The organism is Maridesulfovibrio zosterae DSM 11974 (genome assembly GCF_000425265.1).
Taxonomy (GTDB): domain Bacteria; phylum Desulfobacterota; class Desulfovibrionia; order Desulfovibrionales; family Desulfovibrionaceae; genus Maridesulfovibrio; species Maridesulfovibrio zosterae.
Window position 1 is genome coordinate 81,951 of sequence record NZ_KE384342.1, and the last position, 19,934, is coordinate 101,884.

18 protein-coding genes and 1 riboswitch are annotated in these 19,934 nt (G+C 42.0%); of the genes, 15 read left to right on the forward strand and 3 right to left on the reverse strand.

What is annotated here, in order from left to right:
- The first annotated feature begins 21 nt into the window (after positions 1-21).
- The 15 genes from H589_RS0111910 to cobI all read left to right on the forward strand — a co-directional run bounded on the left by H589_RS0111910 (position 22) and on the right by cobI (position 15,807).
- The gene (locus H589_RS0111910) at positions 22-1,278 is read left to right on the forward strand and encodes a uracil-xanthine permease family protein (RefSeq protein ID WP_027722223.1); all 1,257 of its coding nucleotides are present in this window, start codon (positions 22-24) and stop codon (positions 1,276-1,278) included.
- 305 nt (positions 1,279-1,583) lie between these two features.
- Positions 1,584-2,672, forward strand: coding sequence for a tRNA 2-thiouridine(34) synthase MnmA (gene mnmA, locus H589_RS0111915; protein ID WP_051249736.1), 1,089 nt, complete (start codon positions 1,584-1,586; stop codon positions 2,670-2,672).
- 524 nt (positions 2,673-3,196) lie between these two features.
- Positions 3,197-3,838, forward strand: coding sequence for a phosphatidylserine decarboxylase family protein (locus H589_RS0111920; RefSeq protein WP_027722225.1), 642 nt, complete (start codon positions 3,197-3,199; stop codon positions 3,836-3,838).
- A 54-nt stretch (positions 3,839-3,892) separates the two neighbouring features.
- Positions 3,893-4,660, forward strand: coding sequence for a CDP-diacylglycerol--serine O-phosphatidyltransferase (pssA, locus tag H589_RS0111925; RefSeq protein WP_027722226.1), 768 nt, complete (start codon positions 3,893-3,895; stop codon positions 4,658-4,660).
- 170 nt (positions 4,661-4,830) lie between these two features.
- Positions 4,831-6,378, forward strand: a complete 1,548-nt coding sequence (locus tag H589_RS0111930; RefSeq protein ID WP_027722227.1) for a 2-isopropylmalate synthase — start codon at positions 4,831-4,833, stop codon at positions 6,376-6,378.
- Positions 6,371-7,630, forward strand: a complete 1,260-nt coding sequence (leuC, locus tag H589_RS0111935) for a 3-isopropylmalate dehydratase large subunit (RefSeq protein ID WP_027722228.1) — start codon at positions 6,371-6,373, stop codon at positions 7,628-7,630. The genes H589_RS0111930 and leuC overlap by 8 nt, the downstream gene beginning before the upstream one ends.
- A gap of 57 nt (positions 7,631-7,687) precedes the next feature.
- On the forward strand, positions 7,688-8,182 hold the full coding sequence (locus H589_RS0111940; protein ID WP_027722229.1) for a 3-isopropylmalate dehydratase small subunit: 495 nt from the start codon (positions 7,688-7,690) through the stop codon (positions 8,180-8,182).
- A gap of 12 nt (positions 8,183-8,194) precedes the next feature.
- Complete coding sequence (locus H589_RS0111945; protein ID WP_027722230.1) at positions 8,195-8,515, forward strand: hypothetical protein; 321 nt, start codon at positions 8,195-8,197, stop codon at positions 8,513-8,515.
- Positions 8,515-9,582 carry a 3-isopropylmalate dehydrogenase gene (leuB, locus tag H589_RS0111950; protein ID WP_027722231.1) on the forward strand — a complete coding sequence of 356 codons (1,068 nt, stop codon included), beginning with the start codon at positions 8,515-8,517 and terminating at the stop codon, positions 9,580-9,582. Before H589_RS0111945 ends, leuB begins: the two co-directional genes overlap by 1 nt.
- 200 nt (positions 9,583-9,782) lie before the next feature.
- On the forward strand, positions 9,783-11,177 hold the full coding sequence (locus H589_RS19745; protein ID WP_051249737.1) for an MATE family efflux transporter: 1,395 nt from the start codon (positions 9,783-9,785) through the stop codon (positions 11,175-11,177).
- Positions 11,178-11,381, forward strand: a riboswitch (cobalamin riboswitch).
- A 108-nt stretch (positions 11,382-11,489) separates the two neighbouring features.
- Positions 11,490-12,392 (forward strand): sirohydrochlorin cobaltochelatase, encoded by a 903-nt coding sequence (locus H589_RS0111960; protein ID WP_035076006.1) that lies wholly within the window; start codon positions 11,490-11,492, stop codon positions 12,390-12,392.
- 3 nt (positions 12,393-12,395) lie between these two features.
- On the forward strand, positions 12,396-13,469 hold the full coding sequence (locus H589_RS0111965; RefSeq protein ID WP_425411463.1) for a FecCD family ABC transporter permease: 1,074 nt from the start codon (positions 12,396-12,398) through the stop codon (positions 13,467-13,469).
- Positions 13,466-14,242, forward strand: coding sequence for an ABC transporter ATP-binding protein (locus tag H589_RS0111970; RefSeq protein WP_027722234.1), 777 nt, complete (start codon positions 13,466-13,468; stop codon positions 14,240-14,242). The genes H589_RS0111965 and H589_RS0111970 overlap by 4 nt, the downstream gene beginning before the upstream one ends.
- Entirely contained in the window at positions 14,205-15,101 is an 897-nt protein-coding gene (locus H589_RS0111975) for an ABC transporter substrate-binding protein (protein WP_245577135.1), read from the forward strand. The genes H589_RS0111970 and H589_RS0111975 overlap by 38 nt, the downstream gene beginning before the upstream one ends.
- The gene (gene cobI, locus H589_RS0111980; protein ID WP_027722236.1) at positions 15,094-15,807 is read left to right on the forward strand and encodes a precorrin-2 C(20)-methyltransferase; all 714 of its coding nucleotides are present in this window, start codon (positions 15,094-15,096) and stop codon (positions 15,805-15,807) included. The genes H589_RS0111975 and cobI overlap by 8 nt, the downstream gene beginning before the upstream one ends.
- Before the next feature lie 95 nt (positions 15,808-15,902).
- Here cobI and H589_RS0111985 read toward each other — a convergent pair whose 3' ends face one another.
- The 3 genes from H589_RS0111985 to H589_RS0111995 form a co-directional block, all read right to left on the reverse strand.
- Positions 15,903-16,847, reverse strand: a complete 945-nt coding sequence (locus tag H589_RS0111985; RefSeq protein ID WP_027722237.1) for an aminotransferase class IV — start codon at positions 16,845-16,847, stop codon at positions 15,903-15,905.
- Positions 16,848-17,047: 200 nt separating this feature from the next.
- Complete coding sequence (locus H589_RS0111990) at positions 17,048-18,769, reverse strand: bacteriohemerythrin (RefSeq protein ID WP_027722238.1); 1,722 nt, start codon at positions 18,767-18,769, stop codon at positions 17,048-17,050.
- Positions 18,770-18,938: 169 nt separating this feature from the next.
- The gene (locus H589_RS0111995; RefSeq protein WP_027722239.1) at positions 18,939-19,853 is read right to left on the reverse strand and encodes a LysR family transcriptional regulator; all 915 of its coding nucleotides are present in this window, start codon (positions 19,851-19,853) and stop codon (positions 18,939-18,941) included.
- Positions 19,854-19,934 lie beyond the last annotated feature (81 nt).

Genomic DNA, 19,934 nt, shown 5'->3' on the forward strand with positions numbered 1-19,934 from the left:
AAAATATAGGGAGATATATTTATGACTACATCCAGTACTGAATACAATTTTCGAGCGAAGGATTTTATTCTTGGTGCTCAGATGCTTTTTGTCGCCTTCGGTGCGCTTGTACTTGTTCCGCTGCTTACAGGGCTTGATCCAAATGTTTCTTTGTTTACCGCCGGTGCGGGTACATTGCTATTTCAGGTTGTAACCAGAGGTAAGATACCGGTCTTTCTGGCCTCTTCCTTTGCATTCATTGCACCGATTATCTATGGGGTACAGACTTGGGGAATTCCATCCACTTTGTGTGGACTTGCTGCTGCCGGCGTTTTCTACGTTGTCCTCAGTTTTCTTATTCGCTGGCGTGGTACCGGTGTTCTTAAAAGAATTTTGCCTGCGATTGTTACCGGTCCAGTTATCATGGTTATCGGTTTGATACTTGCCCCCGTGGCTGTTTTTATGGCTGTCGGAAAAACCGGTGATGGTGCAGTAGTGCTAGTTCCTGAAAAAACTGCTTTGATGATTTCAATGATTTCCTTAGCAGTAACTGTAGCTGTCTCCCTATTGGGCAAGGGATGGTTGAAGCTGATTCCTATTCTATGTGGTATTGCCGCAGGTTATATAACTTCAATCTTCATGGGGTTGGTTCATTTTGATGCTGTCGCAGCAGCCCCTTGGGTCGCAATGCCTCATTTTGTGTTTCCTGAGTGGAATCTTCAGGCTGTTCTATTCATCGTACCCGTGGCAATTGCTCCTGCAATTGAACATTTCGGTGATGTCCTTGCCATCAGCTCTGTAGCTGGAAAAGATTATGTTGAAGATCCAGGTATTCACAATACCATGCTTGGAGATGGTCTTGCTACCTCTCTTGCGGCTTGCCTAGGTGGACCTCCGAATACAACTTATTCAGAAGTTACCGGAGCTGTTGCACTGATCAAAGTTTTCAATCCTGCAATTATGACCTGGGCGGCAATAGTTGCTATTATTCTTGCCTTCTGTGGTAAGGTCGGGGCATTCCTGTCCACTATTCCCGTACCTGTAATGGGCGGAATTATGGTATTGCTGTTTGGAGCCATTATGGTTGTTGGCATGAATACCCTTGTTCGTGCAGGTGAGGACCTTATGGAAGCGCGCAATCTGGCGATTGTAGCACTGATTGTTATTTTTGGAGTAGGTGGTATGTCTTTACCTACTCCTTTCAGTGATGAATTTCGTCTTGGCGGAATTGGACTGGCTGGGATTGTAGGGGTTTTTCTAAATCTCGTACTGCCGCAACAGAAGAAGATAGAAGAATAAAAGTCCTGTCATCCGGGTTGGCCGGTTGATTTTTTATAGAGACTTGTGAGAGAAATATACCCGGACGTTTTGATAGACGTCCGGGTATATTTTTTCATCTTTTTAAGGATGTTATATTTTATCTGGATTTACCTTTCTGTGTTGAGTATTTTTTTGGAGTTGGAATACAATTTTTTGTGATATATATTGAGGGCTGTATGGTTATCAGGTTATTTTCAGTTTACGTGGTAACGTTATAGGGGCCTTCTGTCAGAGAGATAGGTATAGGCTGTGTTTTCTTGTCCGATTAATTTTGGAGTTAGTTGATGGAATCAAGTTTCAGATATCCTGAGCTGGAAGAGTTAATTTCAGGTCGTAAGGTTGCTATGGCTGTGAGCGGTGGCGCCGACAGTCTGCTTTCAATGGTTTTGCTTAAGGAGAGTGGGGCGGATGTAATAGCTGTTCATGGCTGTTTTTTGGGGCAGGAAAAGGCTCAGACAGCAGTGAAAGGTTTGGAGAAAAGGTGTGCAGAACTTAAAGTTAAACTGTATGTATATGACCTTACAAAGGTGTTCGATGAACTTGTAGTCGAGCCGTTTGTTCAGGAATATTTAAAAGGAAATACTCCTAACCCATGTGCTCTTTGCAATCCTGAGATTAAGTTTGGTGTGTTATATAATGCTATACAGGAATTGGGTGTTGAAGTTCTTGGAACCGGGCACTATGTGCGCATTGGTGAGCATCCCCGATTTGGATTGGTTCTTGTTCGTGGTGCAGATATGGGCAAAGACCAAAGTTATTTTCTGTCTCTTGTTCCGAAAGAAGCACTGCTAAAAGCTGTTTTTCCTCTTGGCACACACAGCAAAGATCTGACTTATGCTGAGCTTGCTAAAAGATCGGTTGATATTCCTCTTCCGAACGAAAGTCAGGAAATATGTTTTGTGCCTGATGATGATTACCGTCAGTTTTTAATTGAGCGTAATGTTAAATTATCTGGACCGGGTAGAGTTCTACTGACTGACGGTACGGAAGTAGGGAAGCATAATGGGCTATGGAGATATACACAGGGACAGCGTAAAGGTCTTGGTATTGCGTGGAAAGCTCCGCTTTATGTACTGGATAAGGATTTAAAGTATAATGTTTTGACCGTTGGTACTCGGGATGAGCTCGATGCCAGCGGATGCTTTGCGGACCGGTTTAATTTTCTAATTGAGTTTGAAAAATGGCCTGAAACTGTTTTTATACAAACCCGTTACCGTCAGCGCTCAAAGCCTGCGAAGGCCAGGCTGGAAAACAGCAAAATTTATTTTGATTTTATAGAGTCTCACTCTCGCCCAACTCCTGGACAGATTGTTGCAGTATATACTGAAGACGGGGTCGTTCTTGGAGGAGGGATTATCATTGACCAGTGCTAATCTTTTTTATTTTGAGAGTTAAAGTAATTTAATCCTTGCCCTTAGTAAGAGGTCCAGAATTTTTCAGGATGCAAAAGATGTTGTTTTGTATACAATATGTGACTCGATGTATTTATATGAACAGGTATAATTTTGCTGAGAGACGCTAGATTGGGAAGTCCGAAGCCGTTTTAGTCGACTCTGAACATACTTATTTTTTTAAAAAAGTTTGAGTTCTTGTGCCGTTTTGGGTTATCCTTATCAAGGATTCATTTGTTTTTTAATTAATTAAGTTGACCAAAATGCATCAGGTGGATATGATTGATTTTCGTTTAGTATAATTAACCTTAGTTAATCATTTGGTTAACCCATTTTTGATAATTAATTCTTTGTATATGTTTATAATGGATATGCCCGACTACTACTGAATTCAGCTTTAAAGTGTTTTTGTTTTTATCGGGATATAAGCATAATCAGCAATCAAAAATAATTAAGACCAAAAATTGGGTTGAAATAAAAAATACAATCGCCAAAGGTAGAAAAACATGCGTCAACCTTCCATCGGTGTCAGCCTTGAAGGGCTGCCTTATATTTATTTAAGTGCCTTCACAACACTATGCTCCGCTTTACTTGGAAGCTGGGTTATTACTTTTATTCTTCTGTGTCTGACCGCTTTTGTAGGTTATTTTTTTCGTGACCCTGAAAGGGTGGCACCTGAAGACATTGACGCTGTTGTCTCACCTGCTGATGGTAAAGTTATCAAGGTTGAGTATATTGAAGATCCTTTGAGTGGAGAGAAACGTCAGTGCATTGCTATCTTTATGAATGTGTTCAACGTTCATGTTAACCGCATGCCTGTTTCAGGAAAGATTGAGCGTATCCGCTACATACCAGGTAAGTTCATTAATGCTGATTTTGATAAAGCCAGTACTGATAATGAACGTAATGTTGTAGAAATTATTGGTAAAGGAAATCAGCGTTTTACAATGGTTCAGATTGCTGGACTTATCGCGCGTCGCATTGTCTGCTGGGCAGAGAAGGGTGATAAACTCAAACGTGGCGATCGTTATGGTTTAATTAAATTCGGTTCTCGGGTTGACCTTTACCTTCCGGAGGGGTATGAACCTCTCGTTGGCGTCGGTGACAAGACTGTTGCAGGCGAAACAGCACTCGCAAAAAAAAGTTAATTTTCATTTGCGAAAACAATAGCATTTCATAAGAAGTTAGGTTAAACGATTTTCATGGCAAAGGAAAAAAGAATACCAAAGCACAAGGGCGTATACATCCTGCCCAATTTAGTTACCATCTCAAGCCTGTTTTGCGGGTTTCTTGCGATGAACTGGGTTGTGGATGGACAATACGAGTTGAGTGCTGTAGCAATTCTGGTAAGCTGTCTTTTTGACGGACTTGACGGAAAAGTTGCAAGGTTGACAGGAACAAGCAGTGAATTCGGCGTACAGCTTGATTCATTAGCTGATGTGGTCGCCTTTGGTGTTACTCCTGCGTTCATGGTTTATCATTGGCAGCTTCAACAATTTGGCAGACTGGGTATGCTGGCAGCTTTCTTATTGATCGCCTGCGGAGCACTCAGACTTGCCCGTTTTAATGTGCAGGCAGCTACAACATCTAAGGCTCATTTCATCGGACTGCCCATTCCAGCGGCAGGCTGTACTCTGGCTACTTTAGTTTTGTTTGCTCCTTTCATTCCTGTAAATATTGCTCAGGTTGTTCTTCCAATGTTCACCCTGGTGCTTGTATATTGCCTTTCTTTTCTGATGGTGAGTTCTGTTCGTTACAATTCCTTCAAAGAATTTGGAATGTTCAAAGCGCATCCCTTCAGCTCTATGGTAACTGTGATTGTACTTTGTGCAATGGTTGCCTCACAGCCCAAATTTCTGGGCTTCATTATTTTTGCTGGATACCTAGTATCCGGTCCTATTTACACTGTTTTTTTTCTATCCCGCAGAAGCAGTAAGCTACTAGGAAAGTCCTCCAAAGAATTGTCATAAGTTATCCTGTGTAGGAGTACACTTCAGATAACTTACCACGCGCCACAATTCTTTAGAGGACGGTAATAATTCCGGTACTTAAGCTTAATTCCAAGTTACATTATTTTTATAATTATTATATTGTGTAGGAGAGATACGTCTTCTGCATGATTTAAATAGGAGATAGAACCATGTCTGATAAAGTATATATCTTTGATACCACTTTGCGTGATGGCGAGCAGTCCCCCGGTGCAACAATGAATATGGGTGAAAAAATCACCATGGCACATCAGCTTGAATTACTGGGTGTCGATATTATTGAAGCAGGTTTTCCTGCCGCTAGTCAGGGTGATTTTGAAGCAGTAAGCCAGATTGCAAAATCTGTTGGAGATATTCAGGTTGCCGGACTTTGTCGTGCTTTAAAAGCTGACATTGATCGTGCTTATGAAGCTGTTCAGCATGCTAAGAACCCTAGAATTCACACCTTTGTGGCTACTTCTGATATCCACATGAAGCATAAGTTCAATAAAGAACCTGATGAAATTCTGGAAATGGCTCGCAAAGCCGTGCGTCATGCCGTATCATTAACTCCAAACGTAGAATTTTCTGCTGAAGATGCCTCCCGCTCGCGCTGGGATTTTCTGGCGCAAGTCGTTGAAGCAGCTATTGAAGAAGGTGCAACTACAATCAATATTCCTGATACTGTTGGCTATGCGCAGCCTGAAGAATTTGGAAAACTGATTTCTTACCTGCTGGAAACGGTACCTAACAGCGATAAAGCTATTTTCAGTGTTCATTGTCACAATGATCTTGGTTTGGGCGTTGCAAATACTTTGGCAGCGATAAAAGCCGGAGCAAGGCAGGCCGAAGTAACTTTGTCCGGTATTGGCGAGCGGGCAGGAAATGCAGCTTTGGAAGAAGTCATTATGGCTTTGCATACCCGCAAAGATTACTATGATGTAGAAACCTCCATTGTTACGGAACAACTGTTTCCATCCTGCCGCAGACTGGCAACTACAATAGGTCAGCCAATTTCGCCTTATAAAGCTATAGTCGGAGCGAATGCTTTTGCCCATGAGTCTGGTATCCATCAGGATGGTATGCTGAAAAACCGCCAGACTTATGAGATCATGACTCCGGAATCCATCGGTAAAAAGGGCACATCCATTGTAATTGGTAAACACTCCGGTAGAAATGCCCTGGGTACCAAGCTTTCCGAGATGGGATATCAGTTGGATGATGAACAGATCTCGGCCGTTTTTGCGGCAGTAAAGACTCTGGCAGATAAAAAAGAAGAAATTTTTGATGAAGACGTTGAAGCTTTGGTACTGGAAGAAGCTTATCGCATCCACGATTTGTATCGGGTAAAAGAGCTTTCTGTCTTTTCAGGGACTTCAGGTGTCTCACCTCACGCAGCAATTATTCTTGAAGATTTCAGTAAGGATAAAGATAATCCGGTGAGACTTCAGGAAGTTGGTTTTGGTGACGGTCCGATTAATGCTGTATTTTCTACTATTAATAAAATGGTGGATCGTGAGCCTAAATTGGAACTTTATTCTGTAAACGCAGTTACCGGCGGTACTGATGCTCAGGGTGCTGTAACTGTTCACATCGAAGATGACGGTATAAAATCGATTGGGCGTGGCTCTGACGAGGATGTTATTGTTGCCAGTGCCAAAGCCTATATAAATGCCATAAACAGAGTTGAACGTATGAAACAGGAGAAAAATAATGCCTAAAACATTAGCTCAGAAAATTTTACAGGCCCATACCGACGAAACAGTTAAGGAAGCCGGGCAGATTGTCCGCTGCAATGTTTCCATGGTTCTGGCCAATGATATTACCGCCCCTCTTGCTATTAAGTCATTTAAGGCTATGGGTGCGGATCAGGTTTTTGACAAGGATAAAGTTGCCCTTGTTTGTGACCATTTCACCCCTAACAAAGATATTGATTCCGCTGAACAGGTCAAAGTTGTCCGCGAATTTGCTCATGAAAAGAACATTACTCACTACTACGAAGGTGGAGAAGTCGGTGTAGAGCATGCGCTGCTTCCCGAGTTAGGTCTTGTAGGCCCTTCAGATATAGTAATCGGAGCTGATTCTCATACTTGTACTTACGGCGGACTCGGAGCATTTGCTACCGGGATGGGATCTACCGATATTGCCGGAGCAATGGCTCTTGGAGAAACATGGTTTAAAGTACCTCCGTCCATCAAAGTTGAAATCGAAGGAACTCCCGGTAAATATGTGAGCGCTAAGGATTATATCCTTAACCTTATCGGTACTATCGGTGTTTCTGGAGCATTATATAAAGCTCTCGAATTTAGTGGTTCTGTCGTTGACGATATGTCTATCGAAGGACGTATGACTATTGCCAACATGGCAATTGAAGCTGGTGGTAAAGTTGGCTTGTTTCCTGTTGATTCAAAGACTCTTGAATATTGCCAGGCTGCAGGTAGAACTGGAGATGTAGAGCTTCGTGCTGATGAAGGTGCTGTTTATGAGCGCGTTGTTAAAATAGATGTTACCGGCATGAAGCCCCAGATTGCATGTCCGCATCTTCCAGATAATGTTAAGCCTATAGATGAAGTTAAGAATATGAAAATTCACCAGGCTGTAATCGGTTCCTGTACAAATGGACGTATCTCCGATTTGCGTATTGCAGCAGAAGTACTCAAGGGGCGTAAAGCTGACAAAAATGTTCGTTTAATCGTTCTTCCTGCAACTCCTTCTATCTGGAAACAGGCACTTAAAGAAGGTCTGATTGAGATCTTTATGGATTCCGGAGCAATTGTAGGACCTGCAACCTGCGGTCCTTGTCTCGGTGGACATATGGGTATTCTTGCTGGTGGTGAAAGGTCCATTGCCACCACCAACCGTAATTTCAGGGGACGCATGGGCAGTCTGCAGAGTGAAGTTTTCCTCTCTAATCCGGCTGTTGCTGCAGCAAGTGCTGTTGCCGGTGAAATTATCGACCCTGCAGCCCTGTAATATTAATTGATATAAAGTTTCTAAGATGGAGCAATGCTCTTCAAGGAGAAATATAATATGACTATTCAAGGTACAGCGCACAGAGTAGGGGCGCATATTGACACTGATGCTATCATCCCAGCCCGTTTTTTGGTTACCACTGATTCTGCTGAACTTGGTGCTAACTGCATGGAAGGCCTCGAAGCCGGATGGATTAAACGTGTAAAGAAGAATGACATCATGGTTGCCGATGAAAATTTCGGTTGCGGTTCATCTCGTGAACACGCTCCAATCTCCATATTAGGAGCCGGAATTCCAGTTGTTGTCGCTAAGAGTTTTGCCCGTATTTTTTATCGTAATGGCTTTAACATGGGGCTTATCCTTCTTGAAGTCGGAGATGATTTCGAGAAACTCGGAGACGGCGACCAGCTTGAAGTTGATGCCGAGAAAGGTATAATTAAAAATATCACTACAGGTGAAGTTATCACTTGTGCGCCAGTTCCTCCATTTATGAAAGGAATTCTCGACTGTGGCGGATTGGTGGAATACGTTAAAGAGCGTCTGTCAAATTAATCAGAGTTGATTATGAAGTTCCTCTTTTTGGCATTCATATTAATACTCTGTGCAGTTACTCCTGCTCGGGCCGTAGATGTTTACGGCTGTATCGTGAATGAAACTCCTGACTCCATGAATGGCTTTATCTCATCTGATTCAGGGAAGTTAAATTTTACAGTGCAGGGTGATTATATATGGTGTTGCAAGTTGCCTGAGGGGAACTATTCAGTTTTTTCTGATGACAGTAAATTTAAGAAGAACTTTTCAGCTTCATGGCAGAGAAGTTTAGGTATGGCGGGGGATGAAATTCTCCACTGGGTTGTAAAAATTAAAGAACAGGATTTAGAATAATGAAAATCTGCATGATGCCCGGTGACGGAATCGGGCCTGAAATAATGGAACAGGGCATTAAAGTTCTCAATGTTATAGCTGATAGGTTCGGTCATAACTTTGAAACTACCGAGGCTCTAATCGGCGGGATTGCCATTGACGAAACGGGTGTTCCTCTTCCTGATGCAACTGTTAAAGCCTGCAAAGAAGCTGATGCAGTTCTGCTAGGCGCAGTTGGTGGACCAAAGTGGGATACTATTGATCCTGCAATTCGTCCTGAAAAAGGTTTGCTTGGTATTCGTAAAGAACTTTCACTTTTCGCAAACCTTCGTCCTGCAGCTCTTTTTCCACAGCTTAAAGATGCTTGTTTTCTGCGTCCTGACATCGTCGCTAAAGGTATCGATGTTATGGTTGTTCGTGAACTTACCGGTGGAATCTATTTCGGCGAACCGCGTGGGACCAAAGAAGAAAATGGCGAACGCATGGGCTACAATACGATGGTTTACTATGAGCACGAAGTAAGACGTATTGCTAAAGTTGCTTTTGAAGCTGCTCGTAAGCGTAAAAAACGTCTTTGTTCTGTTGATAAAGCCAACGTTCTTGATGTTTCACGTGTATGGCGTGAGATTGTTATTGAAGTTGCAGAAGATTATCCTGATGTTGAACTCAGTCATATGTACGTTGATAACGCAGCAATGCAGCTCGTACGTGATCCTTCCCAGTTTGATGTTATCGTAACTGGAAATTTATTCGGTGATATCCTTTCTGATGAAGCTGCTGTCATTACCGGATCTATCGGAATGCTGCCTTCTGCATCACTTGGTGAATCAAATCCTGGCCTTTTTGAGCCTATTCATGGTTCAGCTCCTGACATTGCTGGACAGAATAAAGCTAACCCTCTGGCAACTATTCTCTCAATTGCTATGATGCTTCGTTATTCTTTCAACATGACTGAAGAAGCAGATTGTATTGAAGCAGCTGTAGAGAAAACTCTTGCTCAGGGTTTGCGTACTGGTGATATTATGGATGAAGGTGGAACCCTTGTCGGCTGTACCGAAATGGGCGAAGCTGTAATTAAAAATTTGTAGGCGGAGCATGGCTCTGGAGTCCAAAGGATAGATTCTATCCTTTGGACTCTTCCTTATCAGCCCCTCCATTTTTAATGGAAGTTTCTTATTCGATTATTGCGAGTGAAGTTGTTTTTAGAACAGCTCCCTCGCTTTTTTGGTTTATATGATTCATGACTATTTTTTACTAACATGTTGATTGATATAATTCTGGATAAACGATGGCAACTTATAGCACTGATAAGAAGCATCCTTTTGAGGACAAACCGAATAAAACTTTGTTTGCTTTGGCTATTCCTGTTCTATTCTCTCTCGTGGCTGAGCCTGTAACAGGGTTGGTCGATACAGCTTTTGTGGCCCGCCTAGGATCAGAAGAGTTGTCTGCTCTAGGTATTGGTACCATGGTTTTTTCTTCTGTATTCTGGGTATTTGGATTTCTTGGGGTAGGAACACAGACTGAAGTTTCTCATGCTATAGGTAAAAAAGATTTTAAGCGTTCTTCTTCTCTGTGCTGGCTTGCGGTATTTATTTCAATAGGACTTGGATTGACACTTAGTATTTGTGCTTATCCTCTGTTGCCAAGTATTGCACGACTTATGGGCGGTTCTGCTGAAGTACTTGGTTATGCAACTGATTATATGGATTATCGTTTGCTTGGAGCTCCTGCGGTTCTGGTTATGCTGTCGTGTTTTGGAGCTTTACGCGGGTATCAGGACATGCGCTCTCCGCTATGGATTGCTGTAGGGATTAACCTTTTTAATGTAGCTCTTGACTGGAGCCTTGTGTTTGGCCATGGACCATTTACTAAAATGGGTGTTGGCGGGGCAGCATTGGCCAGTTCTATCAGTCAATGGATAGGTGCAGTATGGGCTGTCTTAGTGGTCAAAAGACACTATGGAGTTAATTTAGGTTTTAACCTAGCTGATGCTCGTCGGTTATTTGTTATCGGCGGTGATATGTTTGTGCGTACCGGAGGGGTTTGTTTCTTCCTGTTACTTTGTACCAGATTTGCTACGAAAGCAGGGGCTGAGGCAGGTGCTGCACATCAAGCTATTCGTCAATTTTTTGTGTTTTTGGCTCTTTTTTTAGATTCTTTTGCTATCAGTGGGCAATCGCTGGTAGGTTATTTTATTGGTAGTGCAGATCGGCATACTGCGCGAAAAGTTGCTTCTTTAGTCTGTAAATGGAGTTTTGTGACAGGGATCTTGTTGACAGTTGTTATGTACTTTGGTCAGCAACCTGTTGCCTGGGTGTTAGTACCACAGGAGTCTGCAATGGTTTTCGCTCCTGCATGGCTTGCCGTTACCTTTTTGCAGCCAGTAAATTCTCTTTCATTTGCTACCGATGGTATCCATTTAGGGACAGGAGATTTTAGATATTTGCGCAATGCTATGCTGATAGCTGTTCTGGTCAGTTCGTGCGCTCTTTTTGTCGTTAATTATTACAAGCCGGAGCGGATGCTTCTCTGGATATGGCTGGTTGCAGGTCTCTGGACATTCCTTAGAGCCTTCTTTGGTATGATCCGCATATGGCCTGGAATCGGTAATAGCCCACTTGCGGTAAAAACAGCCAGAAGGTCACCAAATCAACTTATTGACAGAGTGTCTGAAGAATAATATTACGCAGTTGCCTGAGGTGCTCTCACGAGCTTAATAGGGAATCCCGTTGAATTCGGGAACGGACCCGCCGCCGTGAGTCCTTGATAATTCACTCCACGTGAATCGTGTTTTTACGATTCTGGTGTGCCACTGAAATTTATTTCGGGAAGGCCTGGTATGAATGGGACGAGTCGGAAGACCTGCCTAGGTGCAAATCATAATTATTTTGACTGATAACGGGGCTTTTATCTGTCAAACATTGCTTCGGTCAGTTAATGCTGTCCGGTTGCTGCACTTTTATTTAAGCCCCCCAAATTCCAGGAGACTGTTATGCAGTATCGTTTTGGGGACAAATTTAAAATTTTTCCCGCACTTATTCTTATTGTTCTTCTCGCTATTCCCTCATTGGCTCTTGCCGGTCACGGTGATGCTAAACCTGTTAAGAAAGGTATTCTGCTGGCTGCTTTCGGTTCCAGCATGGATGAAGCTCAGATTACTTTTGAGAATATCGATAAGGCTGTCAAAAAGGCTTTCCCTGATGTTCCGGTTCGGTGGGCTTTTTCGTCAGCTATTATCAGAAATATTCTGGCTAAAAACGGTCGAATTGTTGATTCTCCCGTTACCGCAATGTCTAAAATGATGGATGAGGGCTTCACTCATGTTGCTGTGCAGTCTTTACATACAATTCCAGGTGAAGAGTATTCCGGAATTGTTGAAACCGTTAAGAAATTTGAAGGTATGCCTAAAGGGATGACTAAGGTCACTGTTGGTAAGCCACTTCTTTTTTCTGATACTGACATGAGAAGAACTGTTAAAGCAATTATTGCAAATATTCCTAAAGATCGTAAATCAAAGGATGCTGTGGTTCTTATGGGCCATGGAACTCCTCATTTTGCAAATATCTTTTACCCCGCCTCCCAATATTATTTTGCTCAAGCTGATTCTAAGATTTTTGTAGGAACAGTAGAGGGCTCTCCAACTCTGGATGATGTGAAAGCGATGCTTGCTAAGAGTAAATCCAAAAAAGTGTATCTTATGCCTTATATGTCTGTCGCAGGAGATCATGCCCGCAACGATATGGCGGGTGATGAATCTGACTCATGGAAATCAGTATTGACCAAAGCCGGGTATAAATGCGTACCTGTTTTGAAAGGTTCAGCTGAATTTCCTCAGGTTGTCGATATATGGGTTGATCATCTTAAGGTTGCTTTCAAGCATCTTGGAAACAATTAGTTTATGAATGGACAGGTGGCAGGAATGAATGCAGAGGGCAGAAGAACACTTGCAGTAGTCGTACTGTCAGTGCTTGTGCCTGTATCCATTTTTGCTGCCTGTCTTTTTGGCGCATACAATACTGAGCCTGCACAGGTTTTAAGTGTATTTAAGTCCGCTTTGGGGTTAGGTGCAGTAAAAGTCGATTCAGCTCTATCGTTTATTATTATAGACTTACGGCTTAGCAGAGTTTGTCTATCTTTTCTGGTGGGCATGTCTCTGGCTGTAGCCGGAACAGTTTATCAGGGGATTTTACGCAATCCTTTGGCTGATCCGTTTACTTTGGGCGTAAGCAGCGGTGCGGCTTTTGGGGCCAGTCTTGCTATCTTTGCAGGGTCTACAGCTCTTGGAGTCGGCTTGTGGAAGGAGTTCGGGAATATGCTTCTGCCATTGGCTGCCCTTATCGGGGCGATGGTAGCACTTGGCGCAGTGTTGATGCTGGGAAGGATTGGTGGAAGGCTGAGGCGGGAGACAATGGTTCTTGCCGGAATAGTCGTCGCCACATTTTTGTCGGCTTTGATTTCTCTGCTCAAGTCTCTGGACGAAGATTCCGTAACCAGTATAGTTTTTTGGATTATGGGAAGTTTTCAGGGACGTGGCTGGGATCATATGATCTTATTTCTGCCATACTTTATCGCTGGAATGATTCCTTTGATCTATTATTCACGGGAGCTTGATATCCTCTCACTTGGAGAAACTCAGGCCCGTCATCTAGGAATGGATGTTTCCCGCGTACGCATGTTTCTGCTTATAGGTTCCGGGTTACTTACGGGCGCAGCTGTAGCTGTTTCAGGTATAATCGGATTTGTGGGGTTGATAGTCCCTCATCTGGTACGCATGTTTCAAGGAGCAGAGCACAGGCCATTGCTTGTTTCTTCATCACTTCTTGGGGGACTGCTTCTGGTTTGGTCTGATGTTATTGCCCGTTCTCTATTATCTGGAGGGGAAGAGCTTCCTGTTGGAGTTGTGACTGCTCTTTTAGGCGGACCTTTTTTCTGTATGGTTTTGCGGTCCGGTTTTAACGGAGGCAGATCATGATTAAGGTGAAAATGCTTTCTGCCGGATATGGAAAACATAAGGTTCTTCAAAACTTGAATCTTGAATTTCCAGCCGGAACCATGACTGCAATTCTAGGTCCCAATGGCAGCGGTAAAACAACACTTGTTTCAACAATTGCCGGTGTGCTTAAGCCTTCAGCTGGAAGCGTGGAAGTACTTGGAGAAGATGTTCACAGTTATCACCCCCGTAAACTTGCTGAGCTTATGGCTGTTTTACCGCAAAGAGTGGAGCCCGCGTTTGGACTGACGGTCAAATCGATGGTTATGATGGGGCGATACGCTCATGGATCTGGTTTTTTCGGCTATGATTCTGAGGATGAATTTATTTGTAGTGAAGCAATTAAAACTGTCGGTATCAGTCACCTTGTAGATCGTCCTGTTTCAGAATTATCCGGTGGGGAATTTCAGCGAGTTTTAATGGCTCGCACTGTTGCACAGCAGGCCGACATAATGCTTCTTGATGAGGCTGCTTCTGGGATTGATGTTTCAGGCAAAATTGAGCTTTTTGATATGCTTCGCAAAATGAATACAGCTGGTGCAACTATCATTTGTGTTATCCATGATTTAAATCTTGCCGCACTTTATTTTGATCGGCTGGTTTTTTTGTCTACGGGTAGAGTTCTGCACGATGGTTCACCCGAAGATGTGATCACAAGGGATAATATTTCAGATGTTTATAACGTTTCTGTTGAGATTGTGGTTCACCCTGAGGCCGGTGTGCCTCAAGTCCTTTTTTCTCCTTGCTACAATTAGTTTTGTAGCACCTACGCTGGGAGCATATGCAGATTTTTCCATTGTCGATGACTTTGGGCATAATGTTGTATTAAGTGCTCCTGCAAAACGAATTGTAGCCTTGTATGGTTCTTTTAATGAAGTTCTGTATTCTATGAATTCAGGAGAATTACTTGTGGGGCGTACAGCTGCTGATCATTACCCTGAGCAGATAGCGGTGCTGCCGTCAATTGGTACGCATATGCGTCCGAATCCAGAGTTAATAGTCGCCCTCAAGCCTGATCTGGTATTGCAAATGGCCGGGAGATCTCAGGCGGCAACTGTGCTTGATCCGCTTAGAGTAAAAGGAATATCTTGTGCCATGTTCAAGGTGTCCTCATTTGAGGAACTGTTTTCCATGATCGAAAGGATCGGTATATTAATTGATAGAAAAGACCGGTCGTCGTTACTAATAGATTCAATGCGGAAACGGCTTGATGTTGTGCATGAAATGAGTGCCGACTTAAAGAATAGACCTTCAGTCTTCTTCGAAGTGCGCTATCCTAATCTGCTTGCAGCCGGTCAGGGGTCTATTGTTTCAGACATTATCAGCAAGGCTGGTGCTAGAAATTGCGTAAGAAATTTTAAAAAAATTGTGCGAATGGGTGAGGAAGAACTCTTTCGTCTTGATCCTGAAAATTATGTTTATCAGGTTGGTCGAATGAATCCATCTCCTGTCAAACTGCAACAGCGTAATCATTTTAAAATGTTAAAATCAGTTTCATCAAATAGAACTTTAAAAGTAGATGAGTCAGTCTTTTCAAGACCAGGTCCACGTAATGTTGATGCTGTTGAGATTCTGGCTAAATTTTTATTCGATAAAAGAGAAATAAATGAATAATTCAGGTAAAATATATGGCATAGGTGTAGGACCCGGTGATTCTGATCTACTCACTGTCCGAGCAGTGCGGGTTCTTGAAAAGGTTGATGTGGTTTTTGCCGCATCCTCAACCAAAAATGATTATTCACATTCGTTGCAGATAGCTTCAGAGTTTATCTCTGATAAATGTGAAGTGGTAAAACTTGGCTATCCTATGACTCGTGATAAGGATATTTTGAGTAAGGCGTGGGATAAAAACTGTGAAATTGCTCTTGAGTATATATATGGTGGTAAAACAGCTGCTTTTTTGACTCTTGGTGATCCATTAATTTATTCAACGTTCGGCTACATGATGCAAACAATGAATAAACTTTATCCGGAAGTGGACTTTGAAGTTGTGCCCGGTATTACATCATATCAAGCTGCGGCTGCCAAATCTCGACAGGTTTTAGTTGAATCCGGGCAGAATCTTCTTTTAACATCAGGCGTTGCCGATCCGGATAAGTTCGCTGAAAGTCTTAAGTCTGTGGATAATGCTGTTATCCTCAAAGCATATCGTAACTTTCCGCAATTGCGTGAAACGGTTAGTTGTCTTGATAAAATGGATGTAAAATTTTTTACTAAACTTGGGTTGGATGGTGAAGCTGTCTATCTTGATGTTAATGAAGTTCCTGACAAAACACATTACCTTTCTTTGATGTTATTGACTGCCCGTAACAAAAATTAATTTATAGAATTTTGCTTTATTAAAAATGGATGGCCACTGGTATTTGTACCAGTGGCCATCCATTTTTATTTATTATAATCAAGGGATGTTGATGATTATTTTATTGGCGTTCCGTTTTTAGCCAGATCAGCTTGTAAAAGTTCACGCATACGCTTGCATACTGGGCCGGGCCGTACATCATGGATTGGTTTTTTGTTATAACGGACAACGCCTACAGCATCAATCGATGTTCCACAGACGATGACTTCTTTGGCAAGAAGTATATCATCTTCAGAGATAGCCCTGTAATCAATCTCAACTTCGTCGGCGATCAGCTGAGTTGCACGAGTCAGAGTTGTGCCAGCTAAAGCATTCGTGAACTGAGGAACGTGTAACGTTCCTTCGCTGTTAACAATACAGACGTTTTCAGTTGCACCTTCAGCAAGGAAATTCAGGTTATCAAAGCAGAAAGGTATATTGAAACCTTTTTCTGTTGCTTCACGTTTCATGAGTACATTTGGAAGGTAATCAATGGATTTTATAGTAGCTAGGTATGGCTGTTTGGCTGGAATAGAAGTTTTAAAGGCTGTGAGACCTTTTTCATACCATGATTCAGGCTTAGGTTCATATTTATATATAACTATGTAGAGAGAGGGAACAGGACATTCAGATGGATCAATACCGAATCCTCCTCCTCCGCGTCCGAGAAGGACTCGAACCATACCTGACTCAACTCCTGAGCCAGCGGCAACTTCAAGTATAATGTCAGACAGTTCTGCCCATGAGCAGGGCGGTTCAAGATAAATTGAGCGTGCAGAACGTTTCATCCTGCGTATATGAGGGTCAAGTTGGTACATCTTGCCATTTAGAAACTTGATACTCTCAAATACACCATCACCGCGGTGAACAAGATGGTCATCCCACGGCATAAGCATAAGCTTCGGGTCTGAACAGATCAGTCCGATTCTGTGTTCGTAAAATGCACAAACTTTTTCTGTTCCCGCACGCATGGCGGAGAGCATGGCATCAATATATTCTTCACTACCTACTTTCTTAATCAATTTAAGACTCCGTAAATTTATTATTACCCTCAGGAAGGATACCGCCATTAGCTACTTCAATCAGTATTCCTTGCAGCTGTATATACTTATAGATAAATGCTACTGTTCTGCAAGCGCTTTAATCCATAATTGCAGAAGCTAAAAAACCGCCCTGACTTTTACAGTCAGGGCGGTTTTTTAGCTTCTTGTATAGGCAGGTTTTAATGATAGCCGTGTTCATGCATGAAATCAGTGTATTTGGCATCAACAACCATAATATGTTTAATGAGCCAGTCCTTGAGGAATCTGATGATTTCAGTTGAAGAAGCAAGGTTGCCTGCTTCAATATCATCTTTGAAGTCTTCGATCTTTTTAATGAAAATGCGATGCAATTTCTTATGTGGTTCAGTTTCGCTGTATTTGTGTTTGTCGAATATTTTTTCTTCATAACCGAAGTGGTATATGGTGTACTCAAGCAGCCTGCTAGTGACCTCTCCAACGACTTCTCCGGTTTTACGATTACGCATTGCAGAATAAAGTTCATTAATGAGGTCAAGCAGAACCATGTGATGTTCATCAATAGTGCGGACATGAACAGACAGGTCGTCTGACCATTCAACAATTTTACCTGAGCTTGTATCTATAATCCGACCATTGGCAATTCCCTGAACTATCGAATCAAGTTCTTCAACAACACTGGCAATTTCATTCAGTGCATTAGCTGAAGAAGCCATACCGTCAGAAGTTTCCTGCGCAACTCTGGCAACATCACTGATGGCCATGTTAATTTCTTCAGAAGCAGCTGATTGTTCTTCGGATGCTGTGGCAATTGATTCTACCTGAGTATTGGTGTCGTCAACAATAACAACAATAGCTTCCATCAGTTCGCCCGAGTGGGCAGCAGATTCAGTAGAGTTAACAATATCCTCTGCAGCAGATTCAACTGCGGAGATATTCTCACGCGCATTGTTTTGAATTTTTGAAACAGCTTCACCAACATCTTTTGTCGCATCCATTGTTTTTTCAGCGAGCTTGCGAACTTCATCTGCAACAACAGCAAATCCGCGTCCAGCATCGCCTGCACGGGCTGCTTCAATGGCAGCATTAAGAGCTAGGAGGTTTGTCTGGTCAGCTATATCGGTGATAACAGTCATGATTTGACCAATATTATCAGCCTGTTCACCAAGGGTTCCCATAGTTTCTTTAAGGTTAAGTATGGTGTCTTTAATCTGTTCAAATGAATTGATTGCGTTTGAAACTCCTTGAGCGCCTTGCATGGCATTCTCTTTGGATTGGCTGGAGCTGCTGGCAGCAAGAGAAGCATTTTGTGCAACTTCAAGAACTGTGCTGTTCATTTCTTCCATAGCGGTAGCTGTTTCAGTTATGCGGTCACGCTGAAGTACCATTCCGCTGTTGACCTGATTAACCTCTGCACTCAGCTCTTCAATACCGCCAAAGAGTTTCCCTGAAATATTTTGCGCATTACTTGCTGATTTTATGATAGCGCCAAGTGTAGATTTTTGATCATCAAGCTCTTTTAAAGCTTTGTCGAGTGCTTGTTTAGTTTGATTTGTTTTGCTTTCAGCTGAATCTGCATTCTGTTCTGCCTGATTAATTTTTTTTGTAAGCACTGAGACAGCTTTATCAATTTCTTTTGCAACGTTAAGCATTTCTCCGCTTAAATCAGATGGGATTGATATATTGTCATTACCTTTTTCAATTTTAAATATAAGTTCAGATATTTGTTTGAGCTGGCCAAATATACTTGAATTTGTAGTCATAAAGGCAACAATGGTTGCAAGCAGGGCCACTACTAAAAAAAGAATCTGCCAAATATTTATTCCAGGTGTAGCCGAATGGAAAAACGCTGACTCGGCAACTGCTGCCAAAGTCATAATGAAAATCATAATTATGGAAAATGTAAGCTTAGTTTTTGCGGACATATTGTCTCCTTGCTGAAAAAGTATATTTTTCTAACTGTTGTTAATATCATTAAAAAAAAATATTGTATAATAAAAGAATATTTATTCACCATATGCTTAAAGATAACTTTTAGCAATAAGTCTTTAACTTATAAAAATATTTGTATAAAACTTAATAGTTACGTAAAAATTATAAATTTAAAGCTACATTTTGGATTAAATTTCTCATCCAAATATGGGCATAGTCGTTGTCATGTACCGTGTGCCAGTGCTGAAAAATTTCAAATTTAGTGTCTGCAAGGGGGAGGCGTATAATTCTGAATTTGCCAGTTGCAACATGGCGCTGTGCAAGCCTTTCAGCAATAATACCAATTAGATCAGAGTACTCTACTAATGAGGGGATAACTGTTTCCTGCTGTACTACAATTTTAATATTGTGCTGAATTCTTCTGCGGTAGAGAAAGTCTTCAAGGAAACCAAGTCCAGACTCTGACAACGAAAGTGCTATAAATTTCGAATTATTGAGATCTGCATCAGTCATCACATCATTTTTAATATGATGATCGTGACGGACAATACAGACCTCGTGGTCCTCAAAAAGCTTTGCTGTCTTTACTCCATTTTCAACTTTTCGTAAGCAGCCTAAAAAGAGGTCTAATCTATCGTTTTTAAGCATTTCAAGTCGTTGCTCATAGGTTGTTTGAACTATGCGAATAGATACGCCTGGGGCTTGTTCTCCAAGTTTTTGTAAAATTTCAGGAAGCAGTAGTTTGCAAAGATAGTCACTGAGTCCAAGGCAGAAAGTTCTTTTTGAAGTAAGTGGATTAAAGACACCACGGTCGTCCAGTGATTCCATAATGCTTCGCAGGCTTGGATTAATTTTGTGGTGTATTGTTCTGCATAGTGCAGTAGGCTCCATGCGGTTTCCGAGTCTTATGAAAAGCTGGTCATCAAAATGATCACGAAGCTTTGAAAGAGCATGACTTATGGCTGACTGTGTCAAAAATAATTTTTTACCAGCTTGAGTCAGGCTGCGTTCAGAGAAAATTTTATCCAGCACTACCAGTAGATTTAAATCAATATTTGGAAGATTAGTTTTGCTCATACAGGCAATGAATACCTTTCAGTGGTTAATTCTTGTTAGATGGAGTAGCTGTGTCAGCACAGAATTTGATCGTTTTTATTT

What these genes read in the sequence shown, in the direction of transcription:
- H589_RS0111910 (WP_027722223.1), top strand. Translation starts at nt 22, where the DNA reads ATGACTACATCCAGTACTGAATACAATTTTCGAGCGAAGGATTTTATT.
- mnmA (WP_051249736.1), top strand. Translation starts at nt 1,584, where the DNA reads ATGGAATCAAGTTTCAGATATCCTGAGCTGGAAGAGTTAATTTCAGGT.
- H589_RS0111920 (WP_027722225.1), top strand. Translation starts at nt 3,197, where the DNA reads ATGCGTCAACCTTCCATCGGTGTCAGCCTTGAAGGGCTGCCTTATATT.
- pssA (WP_027722226.1), top strand. Translation starts at nt 3,893, where the DNA reads ATGGCAAAGGAAAAAAGAATACCAAAGCACAAGGGCGTATACATCCTG.
- H589_RS0111930 (WP_027722227.1), top strand. Translation starts at nt 4,831, where the DNA reads ATGTCTGATAAAGTATATATCTTTGATACCACTTTGCGTGATGGCGAG.
- leuC (WP_027722228.1), top strand. Translation starts at nt 6,371, where the DNA reads ATGCCTAAAACATTAGCTCAGAAAATTTTACAGGCCCATACCGACGAA.
- H589_RS0111940 (WP_027722229.1), top strand. Translation starts at nt 7,688, where the DNA reads ATGACTATTCAAGGTACAGCGCACAGAGTAGGGGCGCATATTGACACT.
- H589_RS0111945 (WP_027722230.1), top strand. Translation starts at nt 8,195, where the DNA reads ATGAAGTTCCTCTTTTTGGCATTCATATTAATACTCTGTGCAGTTACT.
- leuB (WP_027722231.1), top strand. Translation starts at nt 8,515, where the DNA reads ATGAAAATCTGCATGATGCCCGGTGACGGAATCGGGCCTGAAATAATG.
- H589_RS19745 (WP_051249737.1), top strand. Translation starts at nt 9,783, where the DNA reads ATGGCAACTTATAGCACTGATAAGAAGCATCCTTTTGAGGACAAACCG.
- H589_RS0111960 (WP_035076006.1), top strand. Translation starts at nt 11,490, where the DNA reads ATGCAGTATCGTTTTGGGGACAAATTTAAAATTTTTCCCGCACTTATT.
- H589_RS0111965 (WP_425411463.1), top strand. Translation starts at nt 12,396, where the DNA reads ATGAATGGACAGGTGGCAGGAATGAATGCAGAGGGCAGAAGAACACTT.
- H589_RS0111970 (WP_027722234.1), top strand. Translation starts at nt 13,466, where the DNA reads ATGATTAAGGTGAAAATGCTTTCTGCCGGATATGGAAAACATAAGGTT.
- cobI (WP_027722236.1), top strand. Translation starts at nt 15,094, where the DNA reads ATGAATAATTCAGGTAAAATATATGGCATAGGTGTAGGACCCGGTGAT.
- H589_RS0111990 (WP_027722238.1), bottom strand. Translation starts at nt 18,769, where the DNA reads ATGTCCGCAAAAACTAAGCTTACATTTTCCATAATTATGATTTTCATT.
- H589_RS0111995 (WP_027722239.1), bottom strand. Translation starts at nt 19,853, where the DNA reads ATGAGCAAAACTAATCTTCCAAATATTGATTTAAATCTACTGGTAGTG.